The organism is Microcoleus sp. T2B6 (assembly GCF_036700475.1).
Classification (GTDB): domain Bacteria; phylum Cyanobacteriota; class Cyanobacteriia; order Cyanobacteriales; family Microcoleaceae; genus Microcoleus.
The window spans coordinates 1-19,593 of sequence record NZ_JAUBOZ010000041.1 but is presented as its reverse complement, the minus strand read 5'-3'; the positions used below and the strand labels follow the sequence as shown (position 1 = coordinate 19,593).

The 19,593-nt window shown below is 45.1% G+C and carries 14 protein-coding genes and 1 pseudogene; 4 read left to right on the top strand and 11 right to left on the bottom strand.

Going from position 1 to position 19,593, the window contains the following annotated elements:
* Positions 1–27 precede the first annotated feature (27 nt).
* Positions 28–177, top strand: a pseudogene (locus QUA00_RS18555) (transposase); the annotation flags it as partial.
* Positions 178–373: 196 nt separating this feature from the next.
* Here the strand turns inward: QUA00_RS18555 and QUA00_RS18550 are convergent.
* The 3 genes from QUA00_RS18550 to QUA00_RS18540 form a co-directional block, all read right to left on the bottom strand.
* Positions 374–1,681, bottom strand: a complete 1,308-nt coding sequence (locus tag QUA00_RS18550) for an acyltransferase family protein (RefSeq protein WP_333144550.1) — start codon at positions 1,679–1,681, stop codon at positions 374–376.
* A gap of 529 nt (positions 1,682–2,210) precedes the next feature.
* Entirely contained in the window at positions 2,211–3,638 is a 1,428-nt protein-coding gene (locus QUA00_RS18545; RefSeq protein ID WP_333410698.1) for a DUF3370 domain-containing protein, read from the bottom strand.
* 316 nt (positions 3,639–3,954) lie between these two features.
* Positions 3,955–4,692 carry a PEP-CTERM sorting domain-containing protein gene (locus tag QUA00_RS18540; protein WP_333410696.1) on the bottom strand — a complete coding sequence of 246 codons (738 nt, stop codon included), beginning with the start codon at positions 4,690–4,692 and terminating at the stop codon, positions 3,955–3,957.
* Positions 4,693–5,422: 730 nt separating this feature from the next.
* Between QUA00_RS18540 and surE the strand changes: the two genes are divergently transcribed.
* Together surE and QUA00_RS18530 are read left to right on the top strand one after the other, a co-directional pair.
* Positions 5,423–6,100: a 5'/3'-nucleotidase SurE gene (gene surE, locus QUA00_RS18535; RefSeq protein WP_333410694.1), complete on the top strand. Its 678-nt coding sequence runs from the start codon at positions 5,423–5,425 to the stop codon at positions 6,098–6,100.
* 160 nt (positions 6,101–6,260) lie between these two features.
* Positions 6,261–7,322: a DNA methyltransferase gene (locus QUA00_RS18530; RefSeq protein WP_333410692.1), complete on the top strand. Its 1,062-nt coding sequence runs from the start codon at positions 6,261–6,263 to the stop codon at positions 7,320–7,322.
* Here QUA00_RS18530 and QUA00_RS18525 read toward each other — a convergent pair.
* The 3 genes from QUA00_RS18525 to QUA00_RS18515 form a co-directional block, all read right to left on the bottom strand.
* Positions 7,312–8,229: a hypothetical protein gene (locus QUA00_RS18525; protein ID WP_333410690.1), complete on the bottom strand. Its 918-nt coding sequence runs from the start codon at positions 8,227–8,229 to the stop codon at positions 7,312–7,314. The genes QUA00_RS18530 and QUA00_RS18525 overlap by 11 nt on opposite strands.
* Positions 8,226–8,489, bottom strand: a complete 264-nt coding sequence (locus QUA00_RS18520) for a helix-turn-helix transcriptional regulator (protein ID WP_333147252.1) — start codon at positions 8,487–8,489, stop codon at positions 8,226–8,228. The genes QUA00_RS18525 and QUA00_RS18520 overlap by 4 nt, the downstream gene beginning before the upstream one ends.
* Positions 8,490–8,879: 390 nt before the next feature.
* Entirely contained in the window at positions 8,880–9,053 is a 174-nt protein-coding gene (locus QUA00_RS18515) for a hypothetical protein (protein ID WP_333410688.1), read from the bottom strand.
* 592 nt (positions 9,054–9,645) lie between these two features.
* On the opposite strand from QUA00_RS18515, the gene QUA00_RS18510 reads away from it, so the two are divergent.
* Complete coding sequence (locus QUA00_RS18510; protein WP_333287915.1) at positions 9,646–10,518, top strand: pentapeptide repeat-containing protein; 873 nt, start codon at positions 9,646–9,648, stop codon at positions 10,516–10,518.
* Positions 10,519–10,664: 146 nt separating this feature from the next.
* Here QUA00_RS18510 and QUA00_RS18505 read toward each other — a convergent pair whose 3' ends face one another.
* From QUA00_RS18505 to QUA00_RS18485, 5 genes are all read right to left on the bottom strand, one after another.
* Positions 10,665–11,879 (bottom strand): FAD-dependent oxidoreductase, encoded by a 1,215-nt coding sequence (locus QUA00_RS18505; RefSeq protein ID WP_333147248.1) that lies wholly within the window; start codon positions 11,877–11,879, stop codon positions 10,665–10,667.
* Positions 11,880–12,107: 228 nt separating this feature from the next.
* On the bottom strand, positions 12,108–13,640 hold the full coding sequence (locus QUA00_RS18500; RefSeq protein WP_333410685.1) for an NAD(P)/FAD-dependent oxidoreductase: 1,533 nt from the start codon (positions 13,638–13,640) through the stop codon (positions 12,108–12,110).
* Positions 13,641–14,048: 408 nt separating this feature from the next.
* Positions 14,049–14,534 carry a CRR6 family NdhI maturation factor gene (locus QUA00_RS18495; RefSeq protein WP_333148185.1) on the bottom strand — a complete coding sequence of 162 codons (486 nt, stop codon included), beginning with the start codon at positions 14,532–14,534 and terminating at the stop codon, positions 14,049–14,051.
* A gap of 215 nt (positions 14,535–14,749) precedes the next feature.
* Complete coding sequence (locus QUA00_RS18490; RefSeq protein ID WP_333410684.1) at positions 14,750–16,744, bottom strand: DUF3685 domain-containing protein; 1,995 nt, start codon at positions 16,742–16,744, stop codon at positions 14,750–14,752.
* A 47-nt stretch (positions 16,745–16,791) separates the two neighbouring features.
* On the bottom strand, positions 16,792–18,987 hold the full coding sequence (locus tag QUA00_RS18485; RefSeq protein ID WP_333148180.1) for a hypothetical protein: 2,196 nt from the start codon (positions 18,985–18,987) through the stop codon (positions 16,792–16,794).
* Between the last annotated feature and the right edge of the window lie 606 nt (positions 18,988–19,593).

Genomic DNA, 19,593 nt, shown 5'->3' with positions numbered 1-19,593 from the left:
AAGGATATATTAGTTCCTTGCCTCTGACCGGGAGGCGTTGTTGTGATGGATAATCTTTCTGCTCATAAAGTTAAGGGTATTCAAGAACTCATTGAAGCAGCCGGAGCTAGGGTTATTTATTTATCTCCTTATTCTCCTGATTTTAATCCAATTGAAAATTCTTGGTCTAAACTTAAATAAATTTTACGTTCTCTTGTTATTAGCAGCCGCGACTCTTTAGAAATAGTCCTTAAAGATGCTTTATATCTTATTTCCCTTAAAGACATTCAAAATTGGTTTGTTAATTGCTGTTACTGTACCTCATGCGGTTGAAAAGCGCTGTAATGAGGACGGAAAAAATCTACGGGTGGATTAGGTCTGCGATCTGGTCTAGCTATTTTTGGTAGGCTGTACTCAGCGCCCTTACAGTCTTAGCACTGAGTCGCTTTAAAACCAAACTAAGACAACAAACAAGTAAGAAGTAAATGACCAAGGTTATAGCTACAGGCCCCCTAAACAAAATAAAGTCAAAATGAATAAGGAACGTATTATGAGTCAGAAATAATTCAAAAGAAATATCTCCTAAAAAGCAGAGAGATAGAGAGTAAACTTTAAATTTTGTCAATAAAGAAATCAAAAAAAGCAAGGTGAGACTTATTGAAATGTGTAAAATACTACGAATTAAACACCAATAGATATTTGCTGGTCCTTCAATAGCGAGGTCAAAAACCATACTCAAATAATTTAGATATAAAATTGAAACGACAAAAGTGCAAGCTATTAATTCTGCAGGCAAATTAAATTTTACCTTCCTAAAAGCACTAAGATAGATAATACAAGAACCAGACAGTATAACAGTTAAAACTAAAATTGACCAAATTGCCGAGTAAGCACGAAAGTGGAATATCTCTGATGCCTTAAATAGGAATGTGGACAATAAAATACTACCTACTATACAACCTATATAACTTAATATTTTGTCATTCAATATTTTATTAATTTTGTCTTTGATCAAGGATGAATTTAGTCCCATCCAGCAACCAAAAGGAAAGCTGAAAGCATTTACTTTTGCCAAAAACATAGTTTCTGGGATAGAAATTAGCGCCAGCGATATCAAGAATAAAAATATTAATTTATGCTGATTTGAAAGACCAAATTTGAAAGTTAAATAAAGGAGACAGTACCAGAATAAAATAAAAATTATAAACCAAGTTTTACCATCTAAGCTATACATAAAAAATAATATTCGTGGAAGCTCAAGCAAAATATTTTGCTCGACTCCTTCTAATAATATTTTCAAAAAAAGCAGCAACCCTAGAGCAAATACTATGGGAATTAATATCCTGGATACTCTTTTTAAGAAGAACCCTTTAATTCCTTTATTTTGCATAGATATAGATAATCCATACCCAGAAAAAATTAAAAAGATAGCAACTCCAACCATGCCAGCTTCTGACCAAATTCCATACAGAGAGGGTGCAGGTTCAGTGTAATAGCATAAGTGATTAAAGAGGATCAGAATAATTGCAAAACCCTTCAACTGATTCGTCTGCAAAGAAGATAGTGTATCGTCATTAAAAGACGGACGTAAAGTAATGAAAAATAAGACAATTAAAGCAACTACCAAAAAAACATCGAAAAAAGGATTATCAATCTGAAGTTTAGTCTGATAATGATTCACGAATAAAGGTGCTGTATTCATATCAACTCAACGTTCTACCTGCCAGACGGCATTAATGATTACTGAATGCTCAAAGCTCATCCATGCTTAGTGTGGAACCAGATATTAAAAAAGTTCATGTAAAATTCGGGCAATGAGATATAGAACACCCGGTGGCAAACTTCTGTTGGTCAGAGCTAACAGATATTTCTCTATACCTTGCCAGTAATTCAAGTCCTATCAAATTCCATACCTATGGTAGATGACAAGCTGCTTGGCTGTCAACAAGATGATTTACACTCGCAAGCGGCAAAAGATGGCGTTAAGGTCTTGTCTTAAAAAACACTTCGGCTTATGAAAAAAGTAATAAGTTCTGGGCTAAATCCGTCCCATGTGCGATCTGACCGGTCAGCTCGCAGCAAGCTGTTGAAAATGTTTGGCTTAGTGTACCTCATGCGGCTGCAAGCCACTGTAATGCTTCTCTTAACTCATTAACACAAAAACCAAAAGGTTAACAGTCAACAGTCAAAAGTCAACCGTCAACCGTCAACAGCCAACCGTCAACCAATAACTAATTACTCGATCGCACAGTCAAAACTTGGGGCGGCGTCGCATCCGGCGGATACAAGAAATCCACCTGCACCAAACGGCGTTCCCCCGGCTTCATATTCACATTCACCAAAGGTTCCCCCTGCTGTCCCCTGCGCTGCACGATGTGAATGTAGCGCGTCAAAGTCTTGCCCGTATCATCCTTAAACATCACCCGCACCGTACCTCGGAAAAATATCCGATTTTCAGGAGGATCGTAAAACATCAATCCCCCCGCTTCTGTATTTGCCTTGACGGGTGTTTGCATTTTAATGCTAACAGATTGGGATTCACGAGATTTGTTGTAAAGCGGAAAAGTTAAGTTGTATTGAATCCCGTAATTACCGTGAGCAGAATAAGCAGTATCGGGATAGCGAGCTAACATTTTAGCGCTTTGAATTTGACCGGTGCCAAAAGTCCCCGTATCCGTTGTGCTCAAAGCATAGGAAAATGACTCGCCGCGCTTGGGAATAGTTAAATAATCGGTTCTCGAATTGTCCGTAATTTTAGCTTGCCACTGGGAACCTTCAGCGACTCCTGCCACGCGGCCATAAATTTTTTGCACCGGATTTTCGCCTTTCGGAGTTGGTGCTAAATCTCTGGGCCCTGCTAAACCTTTGGTATTTAAAATATTTTCCCACTCTTCTAAAGTCGGATATTGTTCGACTCCTCCTTGACTTTGAGGAGCAAACATTGCTAATGACGCTACATAAACCGAATTGCTGCTCGACATTCGCATTAAGGTCGATCGACCGTTGGAAGAAGGCGTGACATTCCCCACAGGTATCGGCAAATTCATCAGCATTCGGCTCTGATTGCCCGGAATCTCGATCGCAGCGGGCAAAATGGCTTGTCTGAACCCCCGCAATACATCGCTCGTGATGCGGCTTCCAGGCCCCGCAAACACAGTGCCGAATCTATTTTCTAAATACGACGGCAAATCGACAAACAAGGCATCCGGCCGAGTTAAATAAGTTGCTCCTTGCAAGACATTTAAAGTAACAGGTTCGGAGTTAGGATTGTGGACAATTATTCCTTGAAATAAGGTGCGAGTTTCTTCGCGATTTTTAGCCCTGGCGATGTGGTGGGCAAAGATGTCAAATCGACCTTTGAAGGGAAAGTTTAAGTGTGCAGAAGGTACTTGTTTTCCTTCGGGCCCAAATGTGGAGAGCAAAATGCCTTCGGTTTGCACGACTTCGGGGCTGTTGCTGTTGAAAACCGGGATGCTGTCGAGTTTTCCCGGTAAAACGCGCACTTGCTGGGGCACCGTCACAGTGTTCAGCGGGGCCGTTGTTGGAGGCGCTGGCAAATCCAGTTCGTTTTCCGGTAGCTGGAATTCTCGCTCGATGATGACTTGTTGGGTCGGAGGTGTCGGGATTGCTTGAGCTAAGGGTAGAATTGGCAAAAACATTGCTGAGAGCGCGTTTAACTGAAGTTGCAGAAGGATTGCCACATAGCAACCGACACAAAACATTACCACAAGTTGGTTGATATTTTCTGGGGATTTTGGGATTTTAGGTCAATTTTTGCGGAAATGCGGGCATCGCAAATTTTTTGTTCTTGACCTTGACAAAATCTACATTTTTGTCAAGGTGAAGAACAAAAATAAGAGCCAGAAGCACGATAGCTGTGCTGGCTCTTATGAGTTGATACTAGAAGTTAAGCTGAATTCACTAGAAAAGCGGCGAGCTTTTCTGCCGATGGATGGCCCGCACCCCTGAGAAAATTTAAGCAAGAGCCTTTTTTGCCTGCTTGCGGCGTGCTGCGACTAAACTTCCCAATCCCATCACCATACCTGCAATAGTGGTTGGTTCGGGCACTGGCTCAGCATCAGCGGAAACTCCGGCCATAACTTTGTCACTGGTGCCAACATTAGACCCAGCTACCTGTTGGAAGCGAACCCCTGCCTTGAGCGTACCATTCTGGAATCCGGTCAAGAAAGCACTTTCTGCCTGAGCCGCACTCAGACTGCTGCCAGTTAGCAAAAAGCTAACCAAAGTAGACTGATTTTTATATAAGCCTCCATTAGCGTTTCCACCTTCAAAACTATTACGCGGAGTGCTAATGCCATAGTCGAAACCGTTTTTTTGCAAACCGCTAATTTCAACGTTTTGCCAAAAGTCTGTAAAAGTGCTGCCTGCGGTAGGTTTAACCGATGCAGTAGCGCCGCTCAATACGTCAAATGCCACCGCAACGAGAGAAGAGTTTGTTGCACCACCGGCTGTAGTCTTAGTGCCCGTGGTATTGGTGATGCCTAAATTCAGGAGCAAATCGGCTCCACTTTGGACAAAGTTGAAGTCCAATGTTGCAGTAGCGCCGGTGCCAATGCCGTTGGTAGTACCGTACTGAGGAGCCACGGATAAACTGAATGCTTGGGCTTGCGTTGCAGTTAGTAATGAAGAAGTAATGACTAAACCAGCGGTAGCTAGACACGCGGTTAGTGGTTGGGCGAAGTTGGTTTTCATAAGAGTAAGACCTTTTTTATATCGCTGGGGGGATTGACTTTATTGATTTCCTCTAGTACCTATTTACAACCTCGCTCATTTAAAAGTGTTTGTCTATACATTTTTTATACCTTTACCAAAACAATATTCTTCGAGGTTTATTCTTAAACCTTTCGTAAACTTGGTTGTATCGCAAACGCTAGGATGACTGCAGCAGAAGCATTCCACGCCTAACTATCCGTTATTGCAAATTTCGGTATCATCGGCTGTCACAACCGCTAACTACGTAATACTGCCAGAAACCAGTAATAGTTTATACCAAATAGGAGAATGTTTAGGCCGATCGCCAGATGAACGCGAAAGTAAAATATAGTTGCACAGTCAGTAAATATAGAATTAGTAACTCTTCCCAGGCGTAGATACTGGGTTTGAGCCACTAAAGCACGGCGTGGAGAGCCTCGGTATCGCTGAAAAAACCTGGTCGAGTCCAGTCTCAGTGCGTAAGTCCACTACACTTAACGTTATGCAGATGCCGCCCAAAAACGGGTACAAGCCCGCGACTAATGTCGTCGAAAGCCAAAAATTTTAGACTCTTGTCCAATCTCCCAGATTCATCTGTAAAGTAAATCTAAAATCTAAAATCTAAAATCTAAAATCTAAAATCGACACAATCCCCGCGCCCCCTACAATTTGAAATTGCATCGGCTCGCCCGCCAGTGACACAATAACGTTACTAACAGACAAATTTTCAATGACAATAATTTTAACCAACGACGACGGCATAGACGCTCCGGGGATTCAGGCACTTTTGCAGGCTGTCAGCGGCAAAACAATTATGGTGGCTCCGCAGGGGCAATTGTCGGGCTGCGGGCATCAAGTGACGGCTCACAGTCCGATTCATGTCGATCGGCGATCTGAATTTGAGTATGCTGTAGGGGGAACACCGGCCGATTGCGTGCGTATTGCTCTTCATCACGTTTGTGCGAAGCCGGATTTGGTGCTTTCGGGTATTAACGCGGGTGGCAATTTGGGGGTTGACGTGTATATTTCGGGTACGGTGGCTGCGGTGCGGGAAGCAGCCATGCACGGTATTCCGGGAATCGCAATTTCCCACCGGATTAAAAGACCGCTCGAAATTGACTGGGATGTCGCTACTCGCTGGACATCGCGGGTGTTGGCGGATTTGCTGAACCGGGAACCCAAGTCTGGGTGTTTCTGGAATGTGAATTTGCCGCATTTAGCGCCGGGAAGTGCGGAACCGGAAATTGTGTTTTGCCAGCCTTCGACGCAGCCACTGCCAGTGGTTTACCGGATGGAGGGAGAATACTTTTATTATGCCGGAGAATATGGATCGCGCGATCGGGCGCCGGGGACTGATGTTGACGTGTGTTTTGAGGGTAATATTGCCGTGACTGAGATATCGCTGTGATAGATTTGATGGGATTTATTTGATGGGATTGGGCGATCGAACTATTTTTTTTGTCAACAAAGCGGAAGTAGGTAGGTTAACTTTGGTATCACTTACCCTCAATATCCCAAAACAGGATAAAATATTTGTACTTAATTTTTACAGTCACGTAAGTCAACAAATGAGTCCTAACGCAAAAGCGAATTCTCCCAGCATCTTAAAACGCAAAGCGAGCAGCACTGTTGGTCGTGGCAAAGTAGCTAATCTCAATACCAATTTTAATTTTTCTGCATGGAGTGACGAATACGTTACTTTATATCTCGGCGATACTCTCCAGCACTACGACAATTGGGAGCAACCTACTGTCATAGTTTCAGATGGAGCTTACGGTATTCTTGGGTTTGAAGGAGATACCTCAGATCACATTGATTTACCTAATTGGTATAAACCTCATATCGAGGCCTGGTCAAAAGCAGCCATACCCTGTACAACGCTCTGGTTTTGGAATTCAGAGATTGGTTGGGCTATTGTGCATCCACTTCTAGAAAAATATGGTTGGCGCTATGTCAATTCCAATATTTGGAACAAGGGAAAAGGTCATATCGCAGGGAATGTTAACACACAGAAAATTCGCAGGTTCCCCGTCGTTACAGAAGTCTGCGTTCAATACGTTAGAGAAGTAACAGTTAATGAACTTACCTTAAAGGCGTGGTTATTGCGAGAGTGGAAACGCTCTGGGTTGCCGTTACGACGGGCCAATAATGCTTGCGGGGTGGTGGATGCAGCAACCAGGAAATACTTCGATCAAGGGCATTTGTGGTATTTCCCTCCGACCGAGATGTTTGAAAGGCTAGTGAACTATGCAAATGAGTATGGTAGTCCTCAAGGAAAACCATACTTTTCGCTGGATGGCAATCAGCCTTTAACGGGACAAGAATGGAGCAAGATGCGATCGAAGTTTAGATGCCCTCACGGTTTTACAAACGTTTGGGAGCGTCAAGCTTTACGGGGCGATGAGAGAGTTAAAACTCTCTCTGGAAAAGCATTACATCTCAACCAAAAACCTCTGGATCTGATGAACCTTATTGTTGAGGCATCGAGCGATGAAAACGATGTTATATGGGAACCTTTTGGTGGACTTTTCAGTGCAGCTTTGTCAGCACGTAAACTAAAACGAAAAGCCTTTTCTTGCGAGATAGACCCAGACTATTTCTACTATGGTGTACAGAGATTTAATCAATAATTTCATCAATACTCTCTTCTCTAATCTGTAGATAATCTTGTAGGGATTTCTTGATGCTGCCTTCTAGGCGACTTGATAAAAGCTTATTCCACCTACCAACGGTCATACCGCAAACTTCAGTATTGTAGACACGTCGCTTAAATTCCTCAATGCCTGGATGTACAATTCTGTCCATCTTTGCAAAATTTGTATCTAGTCTATATTCATAGCGTATCCGTAGCTCCCGCAGAAGGCGCTGATACTCTCTAGTTGGTTGGTAGACTTTTCCTTTAGTACCCCATGAATCAACTATTTTCTCAGCTTCTAAAAACTCCTCAGCAGAGCCTTGGAATTTATATCCACTGGTGTTTGTTTGTTGCAAATTTGCTGTTCTTTGAGTTGTATCTTCCGGCTCTAAAACAAGATAATCTGGCGGATTGTGGTAGTGGGTATCTCTCGCTACAGCTACCGATAAACCAGAGACAACGCACACATCAAGAATGCGAGGCTTGCCATAGATGATTTTATCGGGTAGCCATGCCAGGATAGCAACGTAGGTCTGATCGAACCTAAAGTGATTTTGACTATCTTTGAAACGTGCTGTTATCTCTGTTGCTAGTGGGAACCACGCTTTAATTTCTAATCCTGGCGTTGGTTGAACTCTGCGGAGGAAAATAGTATCTGGAAAGCCTGGATCTTGCCTATGCCACTTTCCAAATTCACCGAACTCATTTTGTTGATTCAAGAATTCAACGGTGTTAAATTCGATTAAATTTCCGACTAAGGGCGAAAGCTTTGAGATAACTTTAGACAGGTTCACCGCTGCATCTACGGTAACAGGTTTAGATACATCTAAAACGTCGAAAGTGTTACCCGATAAACGATCAAGATATTGGGATGCAAGTCTGATTACATCTTGCGTATTCATATCTCCCTCTCACAAGATGCTTCAGATATTTTTTGTGAAATTTTCCTAATAATATCGCAAGGATCTACACCAATTACATGAGCAACTAACAGAAACTCAATTACATCTAACCGTCGTTCACCGTTTTCATATTTGGCTACGAAAGACTGGGGCTTTTTAAGAGATTTAGCAACAGACTCCTGAGTTAGTTGCGCTTCTTTACGAGCCGCAATCATACAGCAACGGAATGTTTCATATTCATCACTAAAAACAGATTTCATTATACTTTGGGTTTAGCACTGCATATTCCCTAGATATAATAAACCTGTTTTCGGATAATCCCAAAATAGGATATTTGAATCTGTTAAAAATCGATAGTAATGACAATTGAACAAAATTAATCGCAATCCGAAGAGTGGCAGCTATCTCTACTTGCGGCCGTCCGTGCTACCATAATTTTTTTTGTCATCCTTCGGCTTAGCAACACCATCAGGTTGTTTCTTTGGCTTTTTGACTTCTTTGTTGCTTTTTCTTTCTTTTGACATAATTATTCCTCAATTTTTACTCAGAATAACATACATTGACACATCGACCTAACTGCAAGTAGACGAGGTGATGCTATACGGATATTACTCGCTGTTAGTTTTGTACAATCTTCAGTAGATTATGCACTAGGTTTTGAACAAATAGCATCTACCGTTAGGCATATCGATAAATTCCTCACAAGTACAATGTCTGAAATTACTTTTAACCCCGATCGACTCAAGCAAATATTGAAAAGCACGATCGTCTAACTGCTGCGAGACTACCGAGAAAAATTCGGGCTGATTAAGCTGTTGTTCCACATCTAATTTTCCTAAAAAATGACAAGCGAATTTCAAAGGTGGTACCCGCCACGTGATTTATCCGTGGAATCAATCCAAAATCTAAAATCTACAATCCTCACGCCCCCGAATTTATCTCGCGCAAGTCAATCCAAAATCTAAAATCTAAAATCTAAAATCGAATGACAGTAGATAAAATATGCAGCTATGGCCATGCCAGCCTTCGCGACACCTGACGCAAACACAACCAACAAATTTGCAGTCTCGGTTTAAAAAAGCTGTTAGCCACAGTGGAAAACAAAAATATTGATTTTACTATTGATTAACACTTCGGACAGTGTTTGATGGCTTACCTACTCAGAATAACGGTTTCACGGATCTCAGTACGATCGCAACGCTTGCCCAAGCACACTAGAGGGTAAGTAAATCAAGGGTTTCAGACTATGACCTCAAAACGGTCGGGACTCTGGAAAAAGCACAAAGTATATGTATAAATATAAAGTGAATTGTCAGCTTTCAAGAAAGTGCGATCGCGTCCGCTCCATTTGAGATAAAATACTTATCAAGAGTGTTTATTCGTAGATGAATTTCTGCTGTTAGGAATGTGACCCGTATGGAAGTAACCGAGCTGCTCAAACAGTACGAAAATGGAAACAGAGACTTTGCTGACGCAAACCTCAGCGGAGCAAACCTCAGCGGAGCTATGTTGGTTGGCGTAAACCTTTCGAGGGCTAACCTGTCGGGAGCTAACCTGAGTCGGGCGCATCTCACCAAAGCAGAACTCAACGGCGCAAACCTTTACAGGGCAAATCTGAGTTTTGCCAAAATGGGCCAAGCCAGGCTAGCCGACGCAGAGCTTACAAAAGCCAATCTCAACGGAGCTTTCCTCGTCAAAGCAAAACTGCCCAGAGCAAAGTTGAGTGGCGCCCAACTCATCGGTAGCAACCTGCGGAGTGCCATCCTCTGGAACGCCAATTTGTGTACAGCCGATATGCAATTCATCAACCTGCGGGGCGCCAACCTCACGGGAGCCAACCTCAACTGGGCAAACTGTGGAGGGGCAAAACTCAGCGGTGCAAAGCTTTTTGGCGCTCAACTAACAGGCATCTATCTCAGGAAAGCTTACATCAACGGGATCGACCTGAGCAGGACGGATCTCAATGGCGTCAACCTCAGCGAAGCCAAACTGAACGGGGTAAACCTGGAAGGCTCGAACTTGTTAGCCGCCAATCTCAGCGGGGCTCAGTTGCGGGGCGTCAAGTTGATGGGAGCAGATTTAACCAGGGCAAATCTGGTGGGAGTTTCTTTGGTGCAGGCAAACCTCGATTGGGCTAGGCTGTGCTATGCAGACTTGAGTGAAGCCGACTTGAGCGGGGCAACATTCACGGGAACCAACTTTGAGGGTACTCAGTTAGGCGGATCAACAATGCCCGCATCTGTGAGCCATGATGTCTACTTAACTGCAGCACGTGGTGTCGCAGCTTAGGCAAGGCCAAAAATTAATTTCGCATCCGAGTGGACGACTCTCGCATTGGTTTAACTTTTGATGCAGACATCATTACTTTCGTGAGAGTGTTGCACCGACAGGAAAGTTACTGATATTTGCGAGAGTTTGTAGCATCACAATTGAGCTCACCCGATTAATTTCGCGACTCGCAAAGCAGAGGTAATGGCTCCTTCGTGCAAACCATCCCCCAAATAAGCTCCCGCATGATAAGTGTTGTTCTCGCCATTAGTCTCGATAACTTCATTTCTATATCGAAAAGACTCGACAGTGTACAGCGGCGTGTGATGTTTCTGAATGTGAATAATGTGCTGTTGGGCGATCGACTCCTCCAGATGAAATGCTAAACTGTACTCTCGTGGCGATGAGATGCCGCAAAGCTGATTCAAGCTCGCATTATATCCCCACCCTTTGTCCGTCTCGAAAAAATCAAATTCAGATAACTTGCGGATACCATAGCGATCGTACATCGATGTATCCGAATGCAGTACAGTCGTTGCATAATTGGCTTTCCACGCCGAAAACCGCTTCCTTTCCGCCTCCGTCGGATCAGACAATAACCTCATAACTTGGTCTGGTGGCATCGCAAAAACCACCTTATCAAATTCCTGGATTTCCCCATCAGAAAGCACCATTTTTACAGCATCCGCACTTCTAAAAATATTGGCAATCTCCACATTTAGCCGTATATCGCCCTTAAATCGCTCCAAAATCTTTTCAATGTAAGAATACACCCCGCCTTTAATCCTCACCCAGTTGACCAAGCCATATTCGCGTAGAACAGGCATCGCTAATTCTGCCGGGAAATTGTCGAGCAATTCAAACGGTATCGAGTAGCTGTACATCGTCAGCAACTTCAGCCAATAATTGCGGACGCACGAGCTTTTCAAAGACTCAGAAAGCGACACGTCGTAGAAATCATGCTGTTTAGCAAACCGCATTCTTAAAATAAATCCCGCCGAACGAGCGTAGAGACTATCAAGCCACAAATACTCGATCAGGCGTTGGATTCCGGTGAAATTATTTTGGATAGATACCGCAGACAAAAAGTGAGTGCCATCTTTAAAAAACAGCGCGGAACCAATCTGCACCGGTTCTAATTCAACGCCTAGTTCCTGCATAAAAGCCACGAAATTGTAAAACACTGTGGGAAATTCCAGCACCCCATTTTCTAATATTTCATTGCACTCCGATTGATTGGGCAGAACATTTTTGTTCAGCGTCCGAATGTGTCCGCCTAAAATCGGCTGACTTTCCAACACAGTGACGTGATGCCCCTGTTTATCGAGCCAGTAGGCTGCTGCCATACCACTGGCTCCGCCCCCAACAATTGCAATTCTCATAGTTCACTCCTAGATTGATAGAATGGAACATTAATCATCGAATGCTTAAGAGCTGTTGGAGAAACGATCCGATCCCCCCTAACCCCCCTTAATAAGGGGGGGACAAGAACCTTTTTCTAGCTTTCTCTCGTTGCCAGGTTGGATGTGATGCCCTTTTTATTTTTTAGTCTGCGGAGGCAGACTTCGTTTCTGTAGTAGCGATTTCAATCGCCGAGTAACCAATTCCTCCTAGCCTAAAATCGCATCGCCGGATAAACGTTGATAAAGCAGCGCCCCCGTCCAAAATGTCGGTGCAAAGCCTGGATAGCCCGAGGAGGCGTTGCAGAAATAGAAATTGTTGAGGGATGTTTCATGATTTAGCCGATCGACCCCCATGTTGCGCGGCGTCAGGCTGGAACCGTAGGAATTACCGTTAGGACACCAACAGAAGCGCTCGTTAGTCGTCGGACTTCCGGTAATATGAAACACCATGTGTTTGCGGAAATTCGGAACATAGTGTTTTTCCACAACATCTAAAATCGAGTCCAGAATCTCTTGTTTCTTCTGTCTGTAAGCTTTGCGATCGCTCTCCCAAAGCTGTTTAAAATAGCTGTAATTAGCAACAGTCAGAAATTCGACAATTTGACAATCTTCTGGACAATCCCCCCGCGTTTGGGTCAGTAAAGTTGGCGTTGTAATTGCAAAACTCGGACGAGAAAAATCATTTTGCTCATACATTTGAGCAAACGCTTCATTTAGATCCAAGTGTTCAGAATGAAACGTATTCCACTTGCCAAATCCATAGTCCCGGAGATCGATATCTTTGACAACGCAGTACACCATGTAATTAGATGCAGAATACTCATAGTTGAGTTTCCGTCGCACTTTTTTAGAGAACAGTTCCTCTCCAATCATCTTGGCTGCTCTTTTCGGGTCAAGGTTGCAAATCACCGTGTCCCCAGTGAATTCATGGGTTTGATGGGTGGTCAAATCCATCGCTTCAACACCAGTTACTGTTCTGTTTGTTACCCTGAAATTCGTGACTTCATGGTTTAATAGAACTTTCCCCCCGTTGGATTCAATGACTTTAACTAAAGAATTGATGACAGATTCAAAATGCTGCGTCGGGTAAAATGCACCTTCTTGATAGCCTCTAAACAAGGCAATCCAAGCATAGAAAGAAAGCTGATTTGGAGGCAGCAAAAAGTCCGGCCATTGCAGGGCTAATAGGGTTTGGGCGGCTTGCGGGAGTTGGAACTTGTCGAAAACGTCCTGAAGTGTACTATTGAGATGTTGGACAGCACAGAATACGTCACCGAAATTTTTGAGCAATTCAATTGGTTTGACGGGAGGAGCGAGTTTTCTGAGTCCGTTGCCGGTTTTCTCGACTTCGTTGACGAATTGGCGAATTCTCTCGCCCGCTTCGGGAAACAGCGCCGACAATCGCCGGATCAGTTCCTCGGGTTCCGAGGGAATATCGAGCGCATACCCAGGCATTCTCATGTGGTCGTAGCCATTCGGATCGTACCGTTCAAAGGTGACATCTCGATCGAGACCGAGTTTTTTGAGAACTCGATTGACTGTATGTCCTTCGCCGCAGTCCCAAACGTAGTGGAATTGGGCATTAAAGGTGTATTTTTTGGCCATCGTAAAGGTGTGACCAAAGCCTCCGGGATGTTCGTGAGCTTCGAGGATGTGTACGGTTTTGCCGGAGTTTGCCATCAAAGCTCCGAAAACCAGTGCTGATAAACCACTGCCGACGATGAGGTAATCTGTTTTCATGGTAAATTTCCTCGATCGATTGAATCGGGCGATCGTTGTCTATTTAAACTAACGCTCAATTCTGAGGAAATTCTGAAGAGGGCTTACCACGCTATTTGTGGGGTACGCACTGCGTACCTTACGCCTTTTTGGGCGGGCGGGACGCCCAAAAAATACAACACCCCACAATAGTGTGAAGCATCTAAATTTAGGCTCGCGAATTAAATAACTTACAATTTTAATTGTTATTGTGGGATGGGCGTCCCGCCCGTCCAAAAAGGACGGGCGGGACGCCCATCCCACTTTCAAGAGTGGAAGTTATTTAATTCTCATTCCTTAACAGTCAAGTTTGAGCGACTTCTTGTGGGGAGTAGGGGTTGGGCGTCCCGCCTGCCCAAAAAATACAATTTAGGTGGGCTTACTTACAGCTTATTGGTGTGGCAGGATCACATCAAAAAAAGCATCCTCCAAATCATAACCAAACATCTGCGACATCGCCATCAACTTCGATTTACTGGGAATTCCCTGCTGATTCAACCAATCAGTCAACACAAAAATTTTGTTCATCAAAAACATTTCCAAAGCTTCAGGATTGTACTGAATACCTTGGGTTCGGTGAAACTGGTGCGGCACCAACATCGCCGCATAGCGGGCCAATTCTCCCGCTTTCCAATCCAGCAAAAATGGCAGCCAAGGGTAACAAGCATCCAAGCGAATAAACCACAGCCTTACTTCGGGAATTTCCGAAATTTCTCGCGGATCTAACTCTTCGCGCGGATACTCTATTTCAAATTGTAGCTGTTGTTCGTTTTGGGCGATCGCTCCTTCGGCCAGCCACTTTTCAATCACAGTCCGCACCGGAGACAAATCTAAACTGTTTATGCCATCGGCATCTATCGCTATCATAATACTCATAAAAAGTCAACCCTATAGCAGTAAGTTGGGCAGGGGCGGGTTTATGAGACTATCGATCTCAACCAAATATTGTTGGAAAAACCCGCCCCTACAGGTTATTGAGAATGGTGTCACATCTCATATATATCCTACCTATAATATCACTACCAATGCCCAATTATCAATATTATCAATTAGCAATGCCCGATCCCCAATTCCCGATGCCCAATTCCCAATTACCCATTTTTCCCAAACTTGCTATCCTGCAAAGAATTACCAATCCCCTGGATAATTCCCCGCCCAATCAAACCAATTCCCCGGCCTATAACCTGAGTCAAAACGTAAACAACCCCAGCACCCAACAGGGAAATAACTGCGCGAACTCTAGGTGCGATCGCATCCCTGGTTTCCAGCAGCAAAGTCAAGGCTAACTGCCACCCAGACAACTGTGCTAACTCCAGATTTCTCGGAGCATAAATAGAAATTTTCTTAATTCCAGAATCGCCCAAAACAAACAACCAAAACCTGCTTTCAAAAATAGCTTTCGGTTCCACAAAATATCTATCCCAGCTATATCTCCACGACAACTCATTCCGAAATCTCTCAATTTCTCGCGTCGAAATCAACTTACCATCGTAAAAAACTTGCTTGATTTCTTCAAGATTTGCCAAATTATTTAGTAGAGGCTGTACCACTCCGCTAGCAACTTGAATTGCCAAATTTTCTAACAAAGCTTCAGCTCGCTGCATTGCTTCCGGGCTGCCAGCAACACAAGAAATATTGTCAACTGTTAGAGGAATTTCAAATAGTAAATGTGCAAAAAAATCAACCGTCATCGGTATTTTGTTAAGTATTTGGGCGGCAACTACATCAGCATCTGCCAGCAGCATCGGCACAACTTCTACGCCGCTGCCTGCCAAGAGATAAGCAGCGCTTTCCCCTTGACTTTCTCCCAGTTTCAAGCTTGTTTGACTGCCATCAAAAACGAGATTTTCTTCCGTTGGCAGTGTATAGTATCTGCCAAAAAAATCTATGATTGTCGCCTCCCACAAATCCCGTAAAATAGCAGGCATTTTTTGCGACAATTGAGTTCGCTGCACTTGCGAAAAGCGCAATTCTTCCAGCAAATCCTTTAACTTCCGCAGGATGGAACTCATCAATTCGCGCTTTTTGGTCGATCGCAAAATATCGATTTCCAAAGGCAAGCCAGTCAAATTCACCAAATCAAATTGCAATTTAGCTGCTGCCGAGTCAAACAAGCTACCTTGCCAATTAGTTGCAACCACCAAAGATTCAGCCGAAACTTGGGAATTCGCTAATTGCGATTGAGAATTATTTAACAAATTCTCGCCTCTAATTTCTTCTTTGTGCCTTCTGCCTTCTCCCCTCTGCCTTCTGCCTTCTCCCCTCTCCCCTCTGCCTTCTGCCTTCTGGCTTCTGCCTTCTGCATTCTGCCTTCTGCCTTCTGCCTTCTCCCCTTTTCCTTCAAATAATAACTGACTGACAATCCAGCGAGCAGCCAGCAATTCTCTGCGACGCCCATTGAGTACAACCCCATCTAAAATAGAGGGCAAATCTGTCGGATTTGCAGCCCTAATCTCTTCCAAATCCGCTTGGACAATCGCCAAAGTTGCATCTATTTCCTGTAGTCCAGACCGACAAAAATAAGCCAGCATTTTTTTGTGTACTGGCGTATCAACTGTCGAATTATCTGCATTTTTCTCTGCAATTGCTGCGGAGTTTTCTACTGTTTGAACAACCGCTGCATTATTTAGTTCTATTTCCGGGTTAGTTGCCGTATCTGTCGGCCAATAAGTGCAACCAGACGCCACCGCGCGAATAGCTTCGATTGTCAGGGAAATATCTCTACCTTTAGGACAATAGCCATTCGCGCCCGCCGCCTGTAACTGGGCCAACAGCTCCGGTGTCAGGGATCCGCCTAGCAGCAACAGAGGCAGGTTGGGGTACAAACTTTTGAGTTCGCCACAAAATGCCACCGCCTCTATTTGACCCGATCGCCAATTTGAAGTCTCAACAGCCAAAATTGCCAAATCTCCAGGCTTCTTGGCTGTTTCAGAGTCGAGCGAGCGAGCTTCTAGAACCCGCAAAGCCTCCTTTCCCGTTGAAACCTCTGCGACAACTTGCAAGTCTGGATACTGCTCGCAAGCAACTCGCAGCCCCAGCCGGAAAATGGGGTCGCCATCGATCGTCAGCAGTTGGAAATTACTCACTTGATTTTAGATTGGAGATTTTAGAGATCGATCGCGCGAAAACCCAATTACTCGGGAATCAAATTAGCATCAGGAGGCCCAGCCGACTCAGGAATCGAGGGCGGCGCGGGTTCTGGAGCCGGAGCCGGAGGAGGAGCAGCAGGTTCCGGGGCCGGAGCCGGGGCCTCTTGTCTCGCGGGCGGATAGTAAGGTTCCGGCTCCCTCGCGGGCGGATAGTAAGGTTCCGGTTCCGGCTCTCTCGCGGGCGGATAGTAAGGTTCCGGCTCCGGAGCAGGCGGATTGTAAGGTTCGGGAGCCGGGGCCTCTTCTCTCGCAGGCGGATAGTAAGGCTCTGGCTCTGGCGCGTACTCATCCTGTCGCGGAGCTGGCGCGTACTCCTCTGCTGGAGCTGGCGCGTAGTCGCGAGCGGGTTCCGGCGCGTAATCGCGAGCGGGTTCCGGCGGCGGTGCACTGTTGGCTCTAAGTTCAGCACTCCAGCGCCCGATCGCACCTGCTGCCTCTGAATACAGCGCCCTACCGTAACCGATTTGGGAAGCCGTATCGATCGCCGCTCCTAGACTGCCTTGAGATGCCAATTCCGCAGCTCGATCGAGAATCGGTCTGTCTTGAGCGACTTGCAGTTCGCTCACCCACTGATAAACATTATCCTGGGCTTTCGCGTACAAACTCCTACCGCTCTTAATTTGCGAAGCTTTTTCAATAGCAGCACTAAGTTTTCCTTGCTTCGCCAGGGCTATCGCTTCATCCAAAAAAGGCTGATCTTGAATAACTTCTATGCGTTTCGTCCACTGAGCCAGCAGAGTTTGCGCTTCTATCCTGCGAGGGCGGTTTTGAGCAATCAGAACTACCTGAGCGATGCCGCCCTTTAGTCCTTCAACCGTTTGCGCTTCTGCCAACTGCTTCGCCAGAGTCAGAAAAGATTGGTCTTCGATCCGCTCAATTTCCCGGCGCCAAGAAGCCACCAAAGTTTGAGCGTGAATCCGCCGCGGCTGCTTGAGTCCGATGGTTTGCGCTTGCTCGATCGCGAGTCCAAACGTCCCTATCTGACCGAAACTAGCGATCGTGCTCGCCACTTGCAGCCGCAGCAAATCTTGAAACTGCACCTGCAAATTTTCAATTTGAACTTGAGCTTGCTTGTACAGAGGGCGACCCGGAGCTATTTTGCTAGCAGCCCCCTGCCCTTCCAGCAAGCTAAAAATGTGTTGTGGCAGCGGAGTTGATATCGACTGGTTCCACGTCACTGCCTGAGCCCTACCCAACTGCATCAAATCTTGAGCTTCCGCAAACAGTAGCGAATCCTGTGGCACAACAGAAGCAGCCTCGATCGCCCCCGGCAAATCTTTCGCCCCCAACCGCTTAGTAGCCATTGCCAGCAAAATCCGGCTCCAGCCTTCAATTTCCTTCTCAGCTTTAGCGCGGGCAAAAAGCTGCGAGTCTATTTTCCGAGCCAGGACGATTGCCTCAGCGAACTTTTGCGGAGTCTCGTCCTTCGCCAAATCTCTAGCCTCTTGCAAGCGCTGCCAGCCGTTTCTTTCCAAAGAAATCTGCTGGATCAGCTCGTTGTAACGCTTCTGACTCCAGAAAATATTTTCCAGCTTAAATAGAGCTTGAGCATAATCCCAGGCTTTCCTTAAATCCTCACTTTTCAAAGCTGCTAGGGCTGTATCGTAGAGTTTTTGGCCCTCCTGCCAATTTTTTTCCCAAGCAGTCACAGCCTCCTCTACCTCTGGGTAAGACCGACTGGTTTTCGGAATTTTCGCCACAATCTCCAGAGCACCTTTCAAATCGCCCTTCTCAATTTTTGCCCTGGCAAATCCCAGAATGGCTTTCGACCATTCCCCTATCAAATGTTGACCTTGCGAGTATAGCGGATGTTCTTTCGGCCAAGCCTGCACCAAGGCCATTGCCGATTCTATCTGTTCTAGCTTGCCCGACTTAGCAGCTTGTTGAGCGCAGTAAAGTCGCTCTCCGTCCGCCGCCAGTGGCGACAGTTGCTGGCAATTCGGCGGTGGCGGCATCGTCAGCAACCACAGAAATGCAGCGGCACCGGTTACTCCAAATCCCACCAGGAGACTCAGCCAGATAAGCTGCCACTGCCAAAAAGTTCTTTTTCCCTCGGTTGGCTGCGCCGTTACGAAGGAACTCGCATCGCCTGTCGCCTCTGCACTGAACTGTGCCGTCGGTTTAGGGGATGGGTTGTATTGCGGTGGTGTGTGGAATTGGTCAGATTGTCGTCTCGCCATTACTTCAGCCTGTCCTGTAATGCGCACTCTTCACGTGACACTCCCACATCAAATCATAGATTGTGATGTCGGCTTCTGACTCCGGTTAAGGAGATCGAGAACTTCCTTCAAGGTACTGGCAATCTTTCCCTCTACGGTGTTTTATAGTGAGGTTCGTGTCTGGCCCCACTGGTTGCTTCCGAGCATTTTAGGTTCAAGAAGCACGTAAATCATACCAGTTATCAAACAATTATTCACAGATTCCGGGGCCGTTTAGCAGAAAAAACAGTATAAAGCCCCGTCTGTCCATCAATTTTAGATTTTAGATTTTAGATTTTAGATTTTAGAATTGACTCTGCAGATGAATTGGAGGAGGGATTAAACTAAGGTCTAATATTAAATCCGGATCAGAAATTCCCTTATCAGACTCAGCGGTTGAAACCGCAAATACACAAACTTTCGTCTCCTCCAAGCCGATTAAAAAATCAAGGGGGGACTACAGCCGGATTTGGTTTACACTTTTACGTGTAGCCGGTAGAACTGATTTTTTGGGTTTAGGAATGAGAATTAAATAACTTCCACAAGATTGTGGGATGGGCGTCCCGCCCGTCCTTTTTGGACGGGCGG

Coding starts and splice junctions, on each gene's coding strand:
- QUA00_RS18550 (WP_333144550.1), bottom strand. CDS start 1,681: ATGAATACAGCACCTTTATTCGTGAATCATTATCAGACTAAACTTCAG.
- QUA00_RS18545 (WP_333410698.1), bottom strand. CDS start 3,638: ATGTTTTTGCCAATTCTACCCTTAGCTCAAGCAATCCCGACACCTCCG.
- QUA00_RS18540 (WP_333410696.1), bottom strand. CDS start 4,692: ATGAAAACCAACTTCGCCCAACCACTAACCGCGTGTCTAGCTACCGCT.
- surE (WP_333410694.1), top strand. CDS start 5,423: ATGACAATAATTTTAACCAACGACGACGGCATAGACGCTCCGGGGATT.
- QUA00_RS18530 (WP_333410692.1), top strand. CDS start 6,261: ATGAGTCCTAACGCAAAAGCGAATTCTCCCAGCATCTTAAAACGCAAA.
- QUA00_RS18525 (WP_333410690.1), bottom strand. CDS start 8,229: ATGAATACGCAAGATGTAATCAGACTTGCATCCCAATATCTTGATCGT.
- QUA00_RS18520 (WP_333147252.1), bottom strand. CDS start 8,489: ATGAAATCTGTTTTTAGTGATGAATATGAAACATTCCGTTGCTGTATG.
- QUA00_RS18510 (WP_333287915.1), top strand. CDS start 9,646: ATGGAAGTAACCGAGCTGCTCAAACAGTACGAAAATGGAAACAGAGAC.
- QUA00_RS18505 (WP_333147248.1), bottom strand. CDS start 11,879: ATGAGAATTGCAATTGTTGGGGGCGGAGCCAGTGGTATGGCAGCAGCC.
- QUA00_RS18500 (WP_333410685.1), bottom strand. CDS start 13,640: ATGAAAACAGATTACCTCATCGTCGGCAGTGGTTTATCAGCACTGGTT.
- QUA00_RS18495 (WP_333148185.1), bottom strand. CDS start 14,534: ATGAGTATTATGATAGCGATAGATGCCGATGGCATAAACAGTTTAGAT.
- QUA00_RS18485 (WP_333148180.1), bottom strand. CDS start 18,987: ATGGCGAGACGACAATCTGACCAATTCCACACACCACCGCAATACAAC.